At 73.4% G+C, this 15,770-nt stretch carries 14 protein-coding genes; 7 read left to right on the forward strand and 7 right to left on the reverse strand.

Translation table 11 applies throughout. The features are described from left to right. Window positions 1-95 precede the first annotated feature (95 nt). Window positions 96-815 carry a DsbA family oxidoreductase gene (locus tag ADL05_RS07405; protein WP_053616116.1) on the forward strand — a complete coding sequence of 240 codons (720 nt, stop codon included), beginning with the start codon at window positions 96-98 and terminating at the stop codon, window positions 813-815. Between the two features lie 172 nt (window positions 816-987). Here the strand turns inward: ADL05_RS07405 and ADL05_RS07410 are convergent, their stop codons facing one another. Beyond that, on the reverse strand, window positions 988-1,539 hold the full coding sequence (locus ADL05_RS07410; RefSeq protein ID WP_053616117.1) for a hypothetical protein: 552 nt from the start codon (window positions 1,537-1,539) through the stop codon (window positions 988-990). 201 nt (window positions 1,540-1,740) lie between these two features. Here ADL05_RS07410 and ADL05_RS07415 point away from each other — a divergent pair, with 201 nt between their 5' ends. The 3 genes from ADL05_RS07415 (at window position 1,741) to ADL05_RS07425 (ending at window position 3,521) form a co-directional block, all read left to right on the forward strand. After that, window positions 1,741-2,175 carry a VOC family protein gene (locus tag ADL05_RS07415; protein WP_369800904.1) on the forward strand — a complete coding sequence of 145 codons (435 nt, stop codon included), beginning with the start codon at window positions 1,741-1,743 and terminating at the stop codon, window positions 2,173-2,175. A gap of 345 nt (window positions 2,176-2,520) precedes the next feature. Further along, on the forward strand, window positions 2,521-3,018 hold the full coding sequence (locus ADL05_RS07420; RefSeq protein ID WP_053616119.1) for a helix-turn-helix domain-containing protein: 498 nt from the start codon (window positions 2,521-2,523) through the stop codon (window positions 3,016-3,018). 2 nt (window positions 3,019-3,020) lie between these two features. Beyond that, window positions 3,021-3,521 (forward strand): nuclear transport factor 2 family protein, encoded by a 501-nt coding sequence (locus ADL05_RS07425; protein WP_053616120.1) that lies wholly within the window; start codon window positions 3,021-3,023, stop codon window positions 3,519-3,521. 72 nt (window positions 3,522-3,593) lie between these two features. Here the strand turns inward: ADL05_RS07425 and ychF are convergent, their stop codons facing one another. After that, window positions 3,594-4,679 (reverse strand): redox-regulated ATPase YchF, encoded by a 1,086-nt coding sequence (ychF, locus tag ADL05_RS07430; protein WP_053616121.1) that lies wholly within the window; start codon window positions 4,677-4,679, stop codon window positions 3,594-3,596. A gap of 358 nt (window positions 4,680-5,037) precedes the next feature. Between ychF and ADL05_RS07435 the strand changes: the two genes are divergently transcribed. Further along, window positions 5,038-6,009 carry an FkbM family methyltransferase gene (locus tag ADL05_RS07435; protein ID WP_053616122.1) on the forward strand — a complete coding sequence of 324 codons (972 nt, stop codon included), beginning with the start codon at window positions 5,038-5,040 and terminating at the stop codon, window positions 6,007-6,009. Between the two features lie 185 nt (window positions 6,010-6,194). Here ADL05_RS07435 and ADL05_RS07440 read toward each other — a convergent pair whose 3' ends face one another. From ADL05_RS07440 to ADL05_RS07450, 3 genes are all read right to left on the reverse strand, one after another. Continuing rightward, on the reverse strand, window positions 6,195-7,307 hold the full coding sequence (locus tag ADL05_RS07440; RefSeq protein ID WP_082376177.1) for a 5'/3'-nucleotidase SurE: 1,113 nt from the start codon (window positions 7,305-7,307) through the stop codon (window positions 6,195-6,197). A gap of 38 nt (window positions 7,308-7,345) precedes the next feature. Then, the gene (locus tag ADL05_RS07445) at window positions 7,346-8,041 is read right to left on the reverse strand and encodes an alpha/beta fold hydrolase (protein ID WP_053616123.1); all 696 of its coding nucleotides are present in this window, start codon (window positions 8,039-8,041) and stop codon (window positions 7,346-7,348) included. Between the two features lie 76 nt (window positions 8,042-8,117). After that, a complete protein-coding gene (locus tag ADL05_RS07450; RefSeq protein WP_053616124.1) occupies window positions 8,118-9,410 on the reverse strand; it encodes an MFS transporter in 1,293 nt (430 codons plus the stop codon). 166 nt (window positions 9,411-9,576) lie between these two features. On the opposite strand from ADL05_RS07450, the gene ADL05_RS07455 reads away from it, so the two are divergent. Next, complete coding sequence (locus ADL05_RS07455) at window positions 9,577-10,584, forward strand: LacI family DNA-binding transcriptional regulator (protein ID WP_053616125.1); 1,008 nt, start codon at window positions 9,577-9,579, stop codon at window positions 10,582-10,584. Window positions 10,585-10,677: 93 nt separating this feature from the next. Here ADL05_RS07455 and ADL05_RS07460 read toward each other — a convergent pair whose 3' ends face one another. Together ADL05_RS07460 and ADL05_RS07465 are read right to left on the reverse strand one after the other, a co-directional pair. Continuing rightward, window positions 10,678-11,568: a dihydrodipicolinate synthase family protein gene (locus ADL05_RS07460; RefSeq protein WP_053616126.1), complete on the reverse strand. Its 891-nt coding sequence runs from the start codon at window positions 11,566-11,568 to the stop codon at window positions 10,678-10,680. A gap of 180 nt (window positions 11,569-11,748) precedes the next feature. Beyond that, the gene (locus tag ADL05_RS07465) at window positions 11,749-14,202 is read right to left on the reverse strand and encodes a glycoside hydrolase family 3 protein (protein ID WP_053616127.1); all 2,454 of its coding nucleotides are present in this window, start codon (window positions 14,200-14,202) and stop codon (window positions 11,749-11,751) included. Window positions 14,203-14,402: 200 nt separating this feature from the next. On the opposite strand from ADL05_RS07465, the gene ADL05_RS07470 reads away from it, so the two are divergent. Beyond that, window positions 14,403-15,707: a DNA recombination protein RmuC gene (locus ADL05_RS07470; RefSeq protein ID WP_082376178.1), complete on the forward strand. Its 1,305-nt coding sequence runs from the start codon at window positions 14,403-14,405 to the stop codon at window positions 15,705-15,707. The last annotated feature ends 63 nt before the right edge of the window (window positions 15,708-15,770 follow it).

A 15,770-nucleotide genomic window follows, 5' to 3' on the forward strand; every position in this document is an offset into this window, starting at 1 on the left:
CCGAAATCGGGCCGGTGTTGAGGACCTCAGCGGAGAGAACCTCCACGGTGGGAGCGGCACGCGCCCGCCCGAGCACAGCCACAAGGAAGCCGCCCATGCGCGTCGAGATCTGGACCGACATCAACTGCCCCTGGTGCTACGTCGGCAAGGCCCGCTTCGACCAGGCCCTCGCCGGCTTCGAGCACCGCGACGAGGTCGAGGTCGTGCACCGCTCCTACGAGCTGGACCCCTCGCGCCCCCAGAGTGTGACGGAACCCGTGCTGCCCATGCTCGCGAAGAAGTACGGCCTCACCGAGGCCCAGGCCCGCCAGGCCGAGGAGCGCATCGCGGGCAACGCCGCCGCCGAGGGCCTGGAGTACCGCACCGCCGGGCGCGACGTCGGCAACAGCTTCGACATGCACCGCCTCCTGCACTTCGCACGCGAGCACGGCCGCCAGCACGTGCTGATCGACCTGCTCTACCGGGCCAACTTCGCCGAGGAGCGCTCCGCCTTCGAGGGCGTCGAGCGCCTCGTCGAGCTGGCCGTCGAGGCGGGGCTCGACGCCGATGCCTCCCGCGCGGTGCTGGAGGATCCCGAGCGCTACGCCGCCGACGTCCGCGAGGACGAGCGGGAGGGCGCCCGGCTCGGAGCGACCGGGGTGCCCTTCTTCGTCCTGGACCGCGCCTACGGGGTCTCCGGGGCCCAGCCGGTCGAGGCCTTCGGCCAGGCCCTCGAACAGGCCTGGGCGAACCACGCGCCGCTGGCCACGGTCGGCGCGGCGCGGGACGGCGAGGCCTGCGGCCCCGACGGGTGCCCGCTGCCCGCCGACGACTGAGCACAGGGACGCGCCCGACGGCTGACCGGGAACCGACCCCGAAGCGCGCCCGGCCGGACCGCGCACCGGCCGGGCGCGCTCATGCCCGCCGGGGCGGGGCGGGGGCGCCGACGCCCGCCACGAGCAGGTCGGACCGGGCGAAGTCACGTCCGCCCGGCGGAACCCGGCGCGCTCAGGCCCGCCAGGGAAGACCGGTCCCGGTCAGGAACAGCACCGCCGAGACCGCCGAGAAGCCCAGCAGGACCACACCCATCACCGGGCCGACGTAGCGGCTCGTGGCGACCTCCCTCCCACGCAGCCGCGGCACCAGCAGCGCCAGGGCGACACCCTGGACCACCCCGACCGCGGCGATCGACACGTCGTCGAGCAGCAGAGCCAGCGGAAGGAAGTGCGAGGCGACGATCACGGCCACCCACCAGGCCATCCAGCGGACGTTGCCGAAGCCGGCGAGAACCAGGCACCCGACACCGGCGGCGACCACCTCCACGGCGACGAGAACGCCGAACCAGTGGTACTGGCCGTCGAGGGCGGACTCCCCGGACCAGCGCAGAGCCGTGGCGACTCCGAACAGGCCCGCCAGTGCGATCCCCAGGACCGAGCCGACCCCCAGCCGCCACCGCCACGGGCCCGGCGGGTCCTCCTGGCCCCAGCCGAACCACACCACGGCCATCAGGCCGAACCAGGCGATGGTGAACGCATGGTCCCGCGCGTACTCGGTGAGCACAAAGCACCTCCACGGCGGATTATCGCGTCACCGTGCTCCCACGGTTCCCCGCGGGGCACGCTGGACCCTCGCGCGCCTGAGCGACACCCTGGACCACCCGCCGGAACCCGCGGGTCGCCACACGCAGATCGGCGCAGGCGGACCGGCTGACACCGCGTGCCCGCGCGGGCCGATGGGCGCCGACCCGCGTAGGCTCGCGTCGTGACAGTGAAGATGGACAACGTCGGCATCGTCGTCGAGGACCTCGACGCGGCGATCGAGTTCTTCCGCGAACTCGGACTCCGGCTCGAAGGACGGACCGTCGTGGAGGGCGAGTGGGCCGGACGCGTCACCGGCCTGGCGGACCAGCGCGTCGAGATCGCGATGATGCGCACACCGGACGGCCACGGACGACTGGAGCTCTCGCGCTTCATCGAGCCGTCCGTCCTCGCCGACCACCGGAACGCGCCGGTGAACGCGCTGGGCTACCTGCGCGTCATGTTCGCGGTCGACGACCTGGACGCGACCCTCGACCGGCTGAGCGGGCACGGCGCGGAACTCGTCGGCGAGGTGGTCCGGTTCGGGGACGCGTATCGGCTCTGCTACGTGCGCGGACCCGAGGGCATCCTCATCGGGCTCGCCCAGGAGCTCGGCTGAGTTCCGGGCACGGCCGAGGACGGGCGGCACGGGGAGCGACCGCGTGAGGGTGCTCGCGTTCGGCCGCGGTGGGATCACACGGCTTACGGATGAGCGCTCGGGTGAACAGGTCACCATGTCGGGTCCCTTGTGCGACTTCCTTGTGCGACCGGGCCGATCAGCGCGGCACGGAGACACGACCGAGTTCGGGACCCGCCGCCTGGTGGAACCGCTCGGATCGGCCGAGAGGCACCGTGGCTCTCGAAGACCGGTCGCCTCACCCCGCTCCCCCGCCGTCCTCGGGTCGCTCGGCTCCCATTGGGCCGAGGCATTGAGTTCAGCAACTGAACTCTGTAGCGTGAAGGCATGTCACGCCGCCGCTTCGCCGAGTTCGCGTGTTCGCTCGCCAGGTCCCTCGACGTCATCGGCGACACCTGGACACCGCTGATCCTGCGCGACGTGTTCCTCGGTGTCGACACGTTCAACGACATCGTCCGCGACCTCGGCATCTCCCGCGCGCTGCTCACCGACCGCCTCGCCCTCCTCGTCCGCGAAGGGATCCTCGACGAAGCCGAGTACCGCGAGCGCCCGCGGCGCGTGCGGTACACGCTGACCGACAGCGGCCGGGAACTCGTTCCGATCCTCGTCGCTCTGACGCAGTGGGGCGACCGGTGGCGCAGCGGCGGGGAGGCCCCGCTGGAGTTCACCCACGACTGCGGTGCGCCGCTGGAGTCCCGTGTCTCCTGCGACGCGTGCGGCTCACCGATCACGTCCGAGTCCCTCACCGCACGGCCCGGGCCCGGCGGGCGCGCGGCCCCCGGCACCGCGGTCATCGCCGAGCACCTATCCCGAGGAAGGACCTGACGATGAACGCGGCTCTGACGGCGTGGATCCGGGCCGGCGAGCACGGCGATGCCGAGGCGGCTCGCGTGGCGCTCGCCGACGACGCCGTGATCGTCTCGCCCCTGACCGACCAGTTCGTGTTCCGCGGCAGGGACGAGGTCGTCGACCTCCTGCGCGACGTGTTCGAGGTCGTCACCGCGACCCGCTACGTCCGGACGGCACGCGTGGAATCGGGGGCCGTGCTCCTCGCCGAGACGCGGGTGGACGGCCTCGCGATGAACGAGGCCCAGTTCGTGGACCTCGACGAGGAGGGGCGGATCGCGGCGGTGACGCTGTTCATGCGGCCCCTGCCCGCGAGCACCCGCTTCCTGCGACGGCTCGGACCACGCGTCGCGCGTCGGCAGGGCAACAACGGCGTGGCCCGCACCCTCTCGCTCGCAGGGGCGTTCCTCGACTCCGTCGCGACGTCCGGCGACCGTACGTTCGTCCCGATGGCCGCACCGACGAGCACGCGCCGCGGTTGACCGGCGCTTCGATCACACATCGCACCGGAACCCCGCCGCGTTCCGCGATCCGGGCGCACCGGCTCCTGCCGCTCAGACGTTGAAGCGGAACTCCACGACGTCGCCGTCGGACATGACGTAGTCCTTGCCCTCGATGCGGACCTTGCCCGCGGCACGGGCGGACTGCATGTCGCCGTGCGCCACGAGGTCGTCGTAGGAGACCACCTCGGCCTTGATGAAGCCGCGCTGGAAGTCGGTGTGGATGACCCCGGCCGCCTCGGGCGCGGTCGCGCCCTTCTTGATCGTCCAGGCGCGGGCCTCCTTGGGCCCGGCGGTCAGATAGGTCTGCAGGCCCAGGGTGCCGAAGCCGACCCGCGCCAGCTGCGCCAGGCCCGACTCGGTCTGCCCCATGGACTCCAGGAGCTCCTGTGCCTCGTCGTCGTCCAGCTCGGCCAGCTCGGCCTCGATCTTGGCGTCCAGGAAGATCGCCTCGGCCGGGGAGACGAGCGCCTGCAGCTTGGCGCGCAGGGCCTCGTCGGAGAGCTCGTCGCTGTCGAGGTTGAACACGTAGATGAACGGCTTGACGGTGAGCAGGCTCAGCTCGCGCAGCCGGTCCAGGTCCACGCCCTCGGCGACCGAGAGCGAGACGCCGCCGTCCAGGATCTCGCGCGCCTCCAGGGCCGCCTTGAGCAGCTCCTGGGCGTCCTTGTCCTTGGCGTTGCGCTTGGCGTCCTTCTCCAGCCGGGGGATCGCCTTCTCCAGCGTCTGCAGGTCGGCGAGGATCAGCTCGGTGTTGATCGTCTCGATGTCCCGGGAGGCGTCGACGTCGCCGTCGACGTGCGTGACGTCGGCGTCCTCGAAGGCCCGGATGACCTGGCAGATCGCGTCGCTCTCCCGGATGTTGGCCAGGAACTTGTTGCCCAGGCCCTCACCGGTGGAGGCGCCGCGCACGATGCCCGCGATGTCGACGAAGTCCACGGTGGCCGGGAGCACCTTGGCCGACCCGAAGATCTCGGCGAGCTTGGCCAGACGGTGGTCGGGCACCCCGACCACCCCGACGTTGGGCTCGATGGTGGCGAACGGGTAGTTCGCGGCCAGAGCGTCGTTCTTGGTCAGGGCGTTGAAGAGGGTGGACTTGCCGACGTTGGGCAGGCCGACGATCCCGATAGTCAGACTCACAAGGTCAGAGTCTATGCGGACCAACGGGTCGGCCGGTCCGTACAGGTCGGAAAGCGGGGCCAATCGTCGAAACGCGCTGCGCCGACAACACTACGCAGAGTAGGTTTGGACGACCGCCGGAGGCCCGGGGCCGATGCCGCGCGGTGCCTCCCGGGGTGCCGCGCACTCCCCGGCCCGACCGGTGAACGTACGGCCGCCGGTACGGGAGGGACGGGGCGTCGGCGGACGGCCGACCGCCTCGCGCGAGGACCGATGAGGGAACCGGAACGCCACGGCGTCCGGCATCCCGGCGGCCCAGGGGGAGTCCGCCGGCCTCGGACCGTGCGGGCGGCACTGGTTCCTTGGGGGGAAGGCAACTGTGGTCACCGACCAACTGCGCGCACTCGTACGGCGCTACCCGCTCATCCGCTTCGCCACGCGGCGCGTCCGTGTCCACCTGCCCAGACGCCTGGGCGGACTGGATCCGGCCCGGGTGCCGCCGCGGAGCCGCCGGTTCACCGTCGCGCTGCCCCGGCTGGACACGGACAAGCGCCGCCACGGTCCCGACAGCCTCACCCTGGAGCTGTCCGGCGACCTCACCGTGCCCCGGCGCCTGGCCGAGTTCGGGCTCGCGCGGCACGAACCGGACAGTCTGGCCTGTTTCCTGGCCATGCTCGACCACACGCGGCCGGGCGCCGCCCTGGACGTCGGCTCGGGCATCGGGGTGTACGCGGCCCTGGCCGCGGCGCGCTCGCGCCGCCCGGTCTTCGCGTTCGAGCCGACGCCGGAGATCGCCTCGGCCGCCCGGGTGGTCTCCGCCACCGCCGAACTGGGGTTCACCGTGGTCGAACTGGCCCTGAGCAACCACAACGGCACCACCCACCTTCGGCGCGCCGCGCACAACGACATGTGCAACCGGCTGGTGCACTCCACGCGGACCGACCTCACCCACGTCACGGTGGACGTGGCCACACTGTCGCGGTGGCACGAGCGCGCCGCCGTCGTCCCGGCGGTGCTGACGGTCGACACCGCCGGGACCGAGCCCGACGTGGTGGCCGGGGGCCTGGAGGTGCTGCGCCGGTACCGGCCGTGGATGCTGGTGAAGGTCCGCCCCGACCGGGGTGTCGAGGAGCGCCTGATGGCCCTGCTCGAACCGCTGGAATACACCTGGTACCCGGTGAGCGGGCCACGGCCCTACGTTCCCGTGTCGGAGATCTCCGGGCGGGCGTCACCGGCCTGGGAGCGGATGTGGATGTTCGCCCCGGAGCCGGCCACCGCCGAATTCTGGTCCTCCGTCGACGCCTGGCGCGCGGCGCTCGACCGCTGCTCCCCCGTTCCAGCGCTGTCGTGACGCCGCGGGCAGGGGCCGGCTCCCGGCCCCTGCCGGGTACCTGGCGCCGGGTGCCCGGGGCGGTCCCCCCGGCACCCGGGCGGCCCCGGGCCTCCGGGCACCCGGGCGTGGTCTCCGGCCTCCGGGCGCCGGGCCCGGGAACGGGCCCGGGAACGGACCCGGCGCGGGCCAGGGGTCCCGGCGCCTCAGCCGCCCAGTGCGGCCACCAGTTCCGCCAGCCGCTCCACCTCGGCGGGGTCCTCGCCGGAGGCGTAGGTGCGGTCGGCGGTCAGCGCGCTCACCGAGACCGCGCCCTCCGCCAGGAGCGCCGTGCTGTCGGCGTCCGCGCTGGTCTCGGGCACACAGCCCGGGGTGTCCGGCTCGCACACCCGCACGCCGAGTTCGTAGGCGTCCTGTCCGGTGAACTCGGGGATCAGGACGGTTCCGGTCCCCGCCCGCGTCCACCGGACGTCGGTGCCCGGTGCGCCGTCCGGCGCGTGCGGGTGGTTGACGTTGATCATGTAATCGCTGGTCAGAAGGTCCGACCCGACCAGTCGGGCCACGAGATCGGTGCTGAACTCCGCGGCGGCCGTGTACGTCCGCGGCGCCACGGTGAAGTCCTCGTCCAGGCCCGCGCTCACCGCGATCGCGGGGACGCCCGCGCCCTGGCCCGCGAACGCCGCCCCGGCCGTGCCGGAGTTGGCGATCTGGGAGGCCACGTTCGGGCCGGAGTTGACCCCCGACACCACCAGGTCGGGCGGCCCGTCCCAGCCGACCAGCTCGGAGAGCCCGTGGTGGAGGGCGAAGGTGACGGAGTCGACGGGCGTGGCACTGGGCGAGTCGTCCTCGCAGGGGCCGTCGGCGACGCAGACCCCGTGGACCGCTCCGCCGCTCGGGGCGTCGGCGCAGTCCCCGGCGTACTCCTCGGGCGGACCCGGGTGCGCGCCCAGGCCGAAGGAGCCGCTGTGCGAGATCGCGCTGCTCATGCTCGACTGGTAGCCCCAGGGCGCGAAGACCACGACGTCGGCGCCGGCCGCGCACAGCGCCGAGCGCAGCTCGTACAGCCCCAGGCCGTCCGAGCCGTCCTCCTCGCCGGCCTGCATCGAGTCGTCGTTGGCCAGGAGCACGCGCAGTCCGTCGAGGGACGCGGCGGGGAAGTCCGCACCCGTCCCCGCGTCCTGGTCGGGAGCGGGGTCGGGGTCGGCGGCACAGGCGCCGAGCAGGGTCAGGGCCGCCAGGGCGGCCGAGGCGGTCAGCGCGGCCGAGCGGATCGGGGCGGCCGGGGCGGCCAGGTGTCGCGGGGACGTACGAGGGGGCATGGTCGTGCCTTTCTGGGGGATTCGGGGGGTGGCCGTCGTCAGATCCAGCCGTCGAGCGAGGCGAGGAAGCCGGGCAGGTCGTCGCGGTGGACGCAGTGCCCGGCGCCCGGCACCACGCGGACCGTGAATCCGCGCTCGGCCAGCAGGCGGGCGCCGTCGGCGTCGACGGTGAAGCTGGGGTCGGCCAGCTGGACCAGGGAGGGCACCACGGCCTTGGCCGGAAGCCGGTCCCCGGCCGAGGCCTCGTCGATGACGTCGAAGAACGCGGGGTCGAAGGCGGCGAACCCGGCCAGCTCGGCCGCGATGTCGGCGTCGCTCCAGCGGGGGTTCATGGCGCGGACGCTCTCGGCGGTGGCCCGCTCGACCATCGAGCGCATGGCGCCGGTGGCCGCGGTCGTGACCGAGCCGAACTGGAAGGCCGGGTCGGAGTACACGGCGCGGGCCGGGCGAAGGTGCTCGACGGCCAGCGACAGCGCCAGGCCGCCCATGGAGTGGCCGATGGCCAGGTCGGCGCCGGTGGGCAGGGTGTCCACCAGGTCCTGTCCCAGCGCCGCCACGGTGTACTCGCCGCGCGGGCTGCGGCCGTGGCCGCGCAGGTCCACCCCGACCACGCGGTAGCCGCGGTCGACGAGGTCGGCCTCGACGGCGTGCCAGGTCCCGTGGTCGGACATGGCGCCGTGGACGAGCAGTGCGGTGCGCGGGCCGGTTCCGGCCTCGTAGGTGTTGAGTCGCATGAAGGTCTCCTGAGGAACGGTCGGGGGCGGGCCGGGGAGGCGGGGCGCCCGGGTCCGCCCGTCGGCGGAAGGGAGGTCAGCGGACACCGCGGACGAAGACGAGGGCGAGCGCGCCCAGCAGGCCCACCGCCGATCCCACGAGGAAGAGGGACCCGTAGCCGCCGAGGTGCAGGATGATCGCGGAGGCGATGAACGGGGCGATGATCTGCGGCCCGGCCGCGGCGATGTTGAGCACGCCCATGTCCCGCGCGGCGTCGGCGTCGTTGGGCAGGACCAGCGTGGCCAGGGCGGTGTCCACGGCCATGAAGCAGCCGAACGCGCCGCCGTTGACGACGGCGAACACCAGCATCCCGCCCCAGGTCGGAGCGAAGTACGGGATGAGCATCGCCAGCGCGGACGCGGAGCCCGCGACCAGCGCGAACAGCCTGCGCCGGTCGAGGCGGTCCGAGAGCGGCCCGCCGACGGCGGTCACCACGATCGTGCCGACCGCGGTGACCATGGTGAACACGGTGACGGCGGCGGCGGGCTCCATCCCGGCGGGCAGCTCGATGAAGTAGTCGAAGAGGTAGAACTGGAAGCCGAGGATGAGGAAGTAGCCGAGGAAGAGCAGCGCCCGCCCGACGAAGACCAGGGCGAAGTTGCGGTGGGACAGCGCGGACAGGAACCGTCCGAAGGCGGCCGCGGGGCTGGCGGAGGCCACCGCGCCCCGCTCGGGCAGTTCGTCGCCGCGGGGGTCGTGGGTGAGCGTGGTCATGAGGACCGCCACCGCGACGACGAGCCCGCCCAGCACGATGTAGCCGATCGGGAGACGGGCGGTGAAGAGGGACGCCAGCCCCGTGCCCACGACTCCGGCCAGGGAGAGCGCGACGCCCATGAACGCGGCGGCCGTACCGCGCATCCCTGGGGAGACGCGGTCGGGGATGACGGCGGTGAGCGCCGCCTGGTGCAGGTTCATGGCGCCCTGGGCCAGGCACCAGCCGATGACGATCATCAGCAGGGAGTCGGCGTAGCCCAGGACGAACACCAGGAGGAACCCGGCCACCGCGCCGCCGAGGATCCACGGGTTGCGGCGTCCCCAGCGCGACCGGGTGCGGTCGGACAGCGCGCCGCCGATCGGGTTGAAGACCGTGCCGAAGACGGCGGCGATGCCGGACACCACGCCGAGGTTGGCGACGGCGGCCTGCTCGTCGCCGGGGGTGAGGGCCTGCACCTGGAGGGGCAGGAGGACGGCCCCGATACCCAGGTAGAAGGCGAAGACGGCGAGGTTGCCCACGCCCAGCATCGGCAGGAGGCGCCGCATGCTGCGTCGGCCCGAGGGTGTCGGGGTCGTCTGCTCCGCGTCCGAGAGGGGGGAGGGATTTTCGGACATCTGGTTCTCCCTGGTGTGAACCCACGAGGAAATGCCTGTTCAGGCTCCGGTTATGCGATTAAGCTAGGTTAAGCGTTTAACCTTGTCAATACATTCGACATCAGGAGTTCACACCGGGATCGGTCCCGGACACCGGACTCCCCGGCAGGCAGGGCAAGATAGCCGCATGACTTCGATCCGCCCCCGACCCGCGACCATCACCGACATCGCCAAGCGCGCCGGAGTGTCCACCGCGACCGTCTCGTACGTGCTCAACGACGCCCCGGGCTCCCGCATCCCGGAGAGCACCAGGACCCGGGTGCGGTCCATCGCCGACGAACTGGGGTACGTGCCGCACGCGAGTGCGCGGTCGTTGCGGAAGGGGTCCAGCGATCTGGTGCTGTACGTCCAGATGGACGTCGTGCACGGCCCCCTGGCCGCGGAGTTCCACCACCAGCTCACGCTGCGGCTGCGCGACATGGGGTACACGCTGCTCCAGTACGGGGGCGAGCGGCACCGGGGTGTGAAGGCGGCGCGCACGTGGGCGGCGATGCGCCCCAGCGCCGTCATCGTGGAGCACGAGCGGCTGACACCGGCCGGCATCGAACTGCTGCGCAAGTCGGACATCCAGGTGATCGCGACGGGCGTGGCCGCCGAGGCCGTCAAGGGCGAGGGCGTGTCCACGCTCAACATGGACGACGTCGGCGTCGGTGCCCGCGCGGGCGAGCACCTGCTCGGGCGCGGGTACCGCGACCTCGCGGCCGTCGTGCCGCGCGGCAACGTGCTCCGGCGCATCGGCACGCTGCGCCTGAGGGGCCTCCAGGAGGCCGTCGGCCCGGCCGGAGCCACCGTGCGCTCCCAGGACATGGACTGGTCGCCGGAGAGCGCCGCCGAGGTCGTCCGTACCTGGCTCGACGAGGGGTTGCCGGAGGCGGTGTTCGGTTACAACGACGAGTTCAGCGGGCTGCTCCTGGGAGCGCTTCAGGACGCGGGTGTCCGGGTGCCCGACCAGACCGCGCTGGTGGGGGCGGACGACGTCATGCTGTGCCGGATGCTGCGGCCCCGGCTGACCAGCGTCCGCCTCGAACCCCAGAGCATCGAGGCGACCGCCGGGGAGATCATCCGGGCGGTCACGGAACGCACGGAGGTCCACCTGTCCCCGTGGACGCCGGTCCTGGTCCGCCGCGACACCTGAGCCCCGCGCGGACGCGTCGGCGAAGCCTCGCGCTCCCCGGCCCCGAGCCGTCGACACACCCGCCCGGTCAGCCCGCGGGCGGACCGGCGGGGTTCAGGCCAGGCGGAGTTCTCCGACCAGGCGGGCCACGCGCTCGCGGTCGGCGGCGCCCAGGCCCAGGACCGGGCGCGGCAGGCAGTGCGGGGCGACCAGCCCCAGGTGCTCGGCGATCGCGGCGGTCACGCGCAGGCTGCCGTGGGCGGCGAACAGGTCCCACAGCGGCCGCAGCCGCTCCGACTCGGCCCCGGCGGTCGCGGTGTCACCGCCGAGCGCGGCGCGGGCCAGGGGCAGCACGGCGCCGGGCACGGTGCCGCCCACCACGGAGTACCAGGCCCGGCAGCCGGCGGCCAGCCCGGTGGCGGCCGCGCCGTCGCCGGAGACGCCGATGCTCACGTGGTCGGGCACGGCCCCGCGGATCGCGGCGACGTGTTCGCGGGCGGCGGCCGGGTTCGGCGGAACCGGCGGGATCTTGATCGCGGCCACGTTGGGCAGCGCGGCGACGCGCGCGTACAGCTCGTTCGAGAAGGTGACGTGCGTCGTGCCCGGGTTGTCGTAGACCACCAGCGGCACCGACAGCTCCGCGGTGACGTCCTCGTAGAGCCCGAACACCTCCTCGTCGGTGAGCTTCTGGTAGCTCGTCGGGGACAGCAGGACCGCCGCCGCACCGGCCCGCTGGGCGTCCTCGGCCAGGGCGCGCACGTGGGAGGTGCGCAGCGAGCCGATACCGACGATCACCGGCACGTCCCCCACCGAGCGCACGGCGGCCCGGGCCACCCGGCGGCGCTCCTCCCGGTCCAGGTAGGCGAAGGATCCGGTCGATCCCAGCGCGCCGATGGAGTCGACGCCCGCCTCGACCAGCCGCGTGACGAGCCCGGTGAAGGCCCGTTCGTCGAAGCGGTCGTCGTCCAGCGGGGTCAGTGGGAAGGCGCTCAGGCCGGTGAACATGCTCTCTCCGTGCGTTGCCGGGCGGCTCGGCCGCGTCGTGGCGGTTCCCGGGCGATGGAGGCGAGGCTAGCGGACCGGCCCGCGGCGAACGCCCTCGGCGTGCCCGGAGACCGCGCACAGTGCCCAGGACGGCCGACCACCGCACACCGCAGGGGGAGGCCGACACCGGTCCCTCCCCCGCTAGGCGAGTTCGATGCGTGCGGTCAGGCGGGTGTCAGCGCTGGAGCGGCCGACCAGGAGGTCGTAGCCGCCCGGGACGAACTCCCACTCGTCGGCGTCCTCCGCCCACCGGCGCACGGCCGAGCGGGGCACGGTCACCTCCGCCTCGGCGGAGGCCCCCGCCTCCGCGCGCACGGTCGCGAATCCGGCCAGGACGCGCGCGGGCCGGCCGCCCGGTTCGCGCGGGGCCAGGTAGGCCTGCACGACCTCGTGGCCCTCGCGGTCTCCGGTGTTGGTCACCCGGACCCTGACCACCGCCAGGTCGTCCCCGTCGGTGAGGTCGACGTGGACGGCGTCGTAGCGCCAGGTCGTGTAGGAGAGCCCGTGCCCGAAGCAGAAGGCGGGCTCGGCGCCCGCCCGGTCCCAGGCCCGGTAGCCCACGAAGACCCCCTCGGCGTAGTCCAGCGCGCCCTGGTCGGGCGCCACGCCCAGGACCGGCACGTCCTCCTCGCGGGCGGGCCACGTGGTGGGCAGGCGGCCGGAGGGGTCGCGGCGGCCGAGCAGGACGTCGGCGAGCGCGCCGCCGAGCTCCTGGCCGCCGAACCAGGTCAGCAGGATGCCCGAAACGTCGTCGCGCCAGGGCATCGTCACCGGGGCGCCCGTGTTGACGACCACCACCGTGCGGTCGTTCACCTCGGCGACCCGCGCGACCAGTTCGTCCTGGCGGCCGGGCAGGGTGAGGGTGGACCGGTCGAAGCCCTCCGACTCCACGTCGGCGGTGGTGGCGACCACGACGACGGCGACGTCCGCGTCACGGGCGGCGGCGACCGCCTCCTCGATGAGCTCGTCGTCACCGGCCATCGGCGCGCGGTGGGTGAGGGTGAAGCCGATGAACGCGAAGTCGCCCATGCCCAGGTCCTGGTGGGCCTTGACCACCCGCACGTTCACCTTCTCGCCCTCGGTGAGCGGGATGACGGCCGTGGTGGCGGGCGGGTCGAACATGGCGGCGGCCGGGTCGTCGCCCTCGAAGTCGAGGTCCCCGTCGAAGAGCACCCGCTCACCCACAGTGAGGCGGTACCGCCCCGCGCCCGAGACGCCGAAGACGTGGTCCCCGGAGGCGGCCGGGACGAAGTCCCCGCTGACCTCGATCCGGTCGAGTTCGGCGTTGGTGACGCCCTCGGGGAGCTCCCCGATCCAGCGGGCGGTGCCGTCCGGCAGGGGTTCGCGGGCGAGCACCCGGCCGTCGGCGGCGTGGAAGGTGGCCGTCATCGGCGCCTCCACGGCGGGCAGGCTCGCCCGGGGGTCGGTGCCCACGGCGTAGGTGAGCTCGACGCCGTCGGGCAGCGCCGCGCGCAGGCCCTCCAGGGGCGAGACCGTGCGCTCGGCGAACACGCTCGCGCTGCCGCCGCCGCTGGTGCGCGCCTCGGAGGCGGCCAGGCCGATCAGCGCGACGCGGTCCACGCTCCGCGGCTCGACGGGCAGCGCGCCCTCGTTGCGCAGCAGGACGAAGGAGCGGGTGGCGACCTCGCGGGCGACGGCCCGGCCGTCCAGCCCGGCGGGCCGGTCCCGCGGGGCGACCACGGGGTCGGCGCCCTCCAGCAGGCCCACGCGGGCGGCCAGGAGCAGGACGCGCCGCGCGAGGGCGTCCACGGCCTTCTCCGGGACCCGGCCGTCGCGGACCGCGTCGAGCAGGTGCTGGCCGTAGACCGTGTTCGGGCCGGGCATGGCCACGTCGAGGCCGGCCAGGCAGTCGCGGACGGTGTCGCGGGCCGCGGTCCAGTCCGAGACGATGAACCCGTCGAAGCCCCACTCGTCGCGCAGCACGGAGTTCAGCTCGGTGTGCTCGGTCATCGTGACGCCGTTGACCTTGTTGTAGGCGGCCATCACTCCCCAGGGGCGGGCCCCGCGGACGATGCTCTCGAAGGGCGCGAGGTAGATCTCCCGCAGCGTGCGCTCGTCGGCCCGCACGTCCACCGTGAACCGGTCGGTCTCGGAGTCGTTGGCCACGAAGTGCTTGACGGTGGTGCCCACGCCCCCGTCCTGGACGCCGAGCACGTAGGCGGTGCCGATCTCGCCGGTGAGGTAGGGGTCCTCGGAGAAGGTCTCGAAGTGGCGCCCGCCCAGCGGCGAGCGGTGCATGTTGACCGCCGGGGCCAGCAGGACGTGGACGCCCTTGCGGCGCGCCTCCTGGGCCAGCAGGCGACCGACCTCGCGGACCAGGCCGCGGTCCCAGGTGGCGGCGATGGCCGTGGGGCTCGGCAGCTGGATCGAGGGGTCGTCGGGGGTCCAGCGCTCGCCCCGCACGCCCACGGGGCCGTCGGACATCACCAGGCGGCCGAGGCCGATGGCGGGGTTGGCGGCGATGGACCACATGGAGTCACCGGAGAGCAGGCGGACCCTGCCCTCCAGGTCCAGTGCGGCCAGGGCCTCGTCGACGCGCCGTGCGCGGGCGGCGTCGTCCGTCGGTGCGGTCATGTCTCTCCGTTCGTCGACAGCCCTTGCGGCTGGTCGCTGTAAAACCGGGTTTCCCTACCGATCACTCGGCTAACTCGTAGCTTAAACGAATAACCTCGGTCTGTGAAGGACGTCGCGGAGGTGTCCGATATGAGAGGGGTTCTCCCCACCCTGCGTGGCGAGAGGCCCTCGGGGGCCGCGGACTGACACCATGGAGCGCCATGGACGGCCTCGTACTCGTACTCATGCTCCTGATCGGACTGGCCATCGGTGCGGCCGTGGGATGGATGCTCGCGCGCGGGCGCGACGCCGAGGCACGGGCCCACGCACGCGCCGCCGAGGAGCGGGCGGCCTACGTGGAGGAACAGCTCGCCGACCGGTTCCGCGCGCTCTCCGCGCAGGCGCTGGACCAGACCAACCAGCGCTTCCTCGAACTGGCCGAGGGGCGGCTGCGCGCGGTCAGCGCCGCGGCCGACGGCGACCTGGAGGAGCGCCGCCGCGCGGTGGAGCGCATGGTGGAACCGCTCACCGCGACGCTGAACCGGGTGGAGACCCAGCTGCGCGAGGTGGACGCCGGACGGGCGGCGGCCCACGCGGAGCTGGCCAAGCAGGTCGAGACCGTGCGCGAGGGCTCCGAACGGCTCCGGGACCAGACGCAGTCCCTGGTCACGGCGCTCCGGCGCCCCGAGGCCCGGGGCCGCTGGGGCGAACTCCAGCTGCGCCGGGTGGCGGAGCTGGCGGGGATGAGCGCGCAGTGCGACTTCGAGGAGCAGGCCGCGACCCGGGACGGTTCGCGGCGCCCCGACATGGTGGTGCGCCTGGCCGGCGGCAAGAACATCGTCGTGGACTCCAAGGTGCCGCTGGCCGCGTACCTGGACGCCGTGGAGGCGCGGGCGGAGGAGGCCGCCGAGGACCGGCTGCGCGCGCACGCACGGCAGCTGCGCACCCACGTGGACCAGCTGGCGGCCAAGTCGTACTGGGCCGCGTTCACCCCGGCTCCGGAGTTCGTGGTGCTGTTCATCCCCGGCGAGGCCTTCCTCGCGCCGGCGCTGGAGTACGACCCGGGGCTGCTGGAGCACGCGATGGCCCGGCGGGTGCACATCGCGACCCCCACGACGCTGATCTCCCTGCTCCGCACGGCGCAGTACGCCTGGCAGCAGGAGGCGCTGAGCGAGAACGCCCGGGCCGTGTTCGACCTGGGCAAACAGCTGCACTCCCGGCTCTCGACCCTGGGCGGCCACGTGGAGGGGCTCGGGCGGGCCCTGACCCGCACGGTCAGCGCCTACAACCAGACGGTGGGATCACTGGAGAACCGGGTACTGGTGACGGCACGGCGGTTCCACGAGATCGGCCTGGTGGACGGCGAGCTGGACCGGCCCACCGGAGTGGAGGACAGGCCCCGCACCACCGCCGCCCCCGAGCTGACCGACATGGACACGCCCCCGGTCGACGACATTCGGCGAGTAGAAAATGGGCCCAACGGCTCGACCCAAAACCCCGGAACCGAAGACGCTCACGGACGGTGACGCACGCCCGCCGCGCGGCCCGCGGGGGCGGACTGCCCGGTTTCCACCAGAACCGGGGTGGCG

Source organism: Nocardiopsis sp. NRRL B-16309 (assembly GCF_001279585.1).
In the GTDB taxonomy this organism is placed as follows: domain Bacteria; phylum Actinomycetota; class Actinomycetes; order Streptosporangiales; family Streptosporangiaceae; genus Nocardiopsis.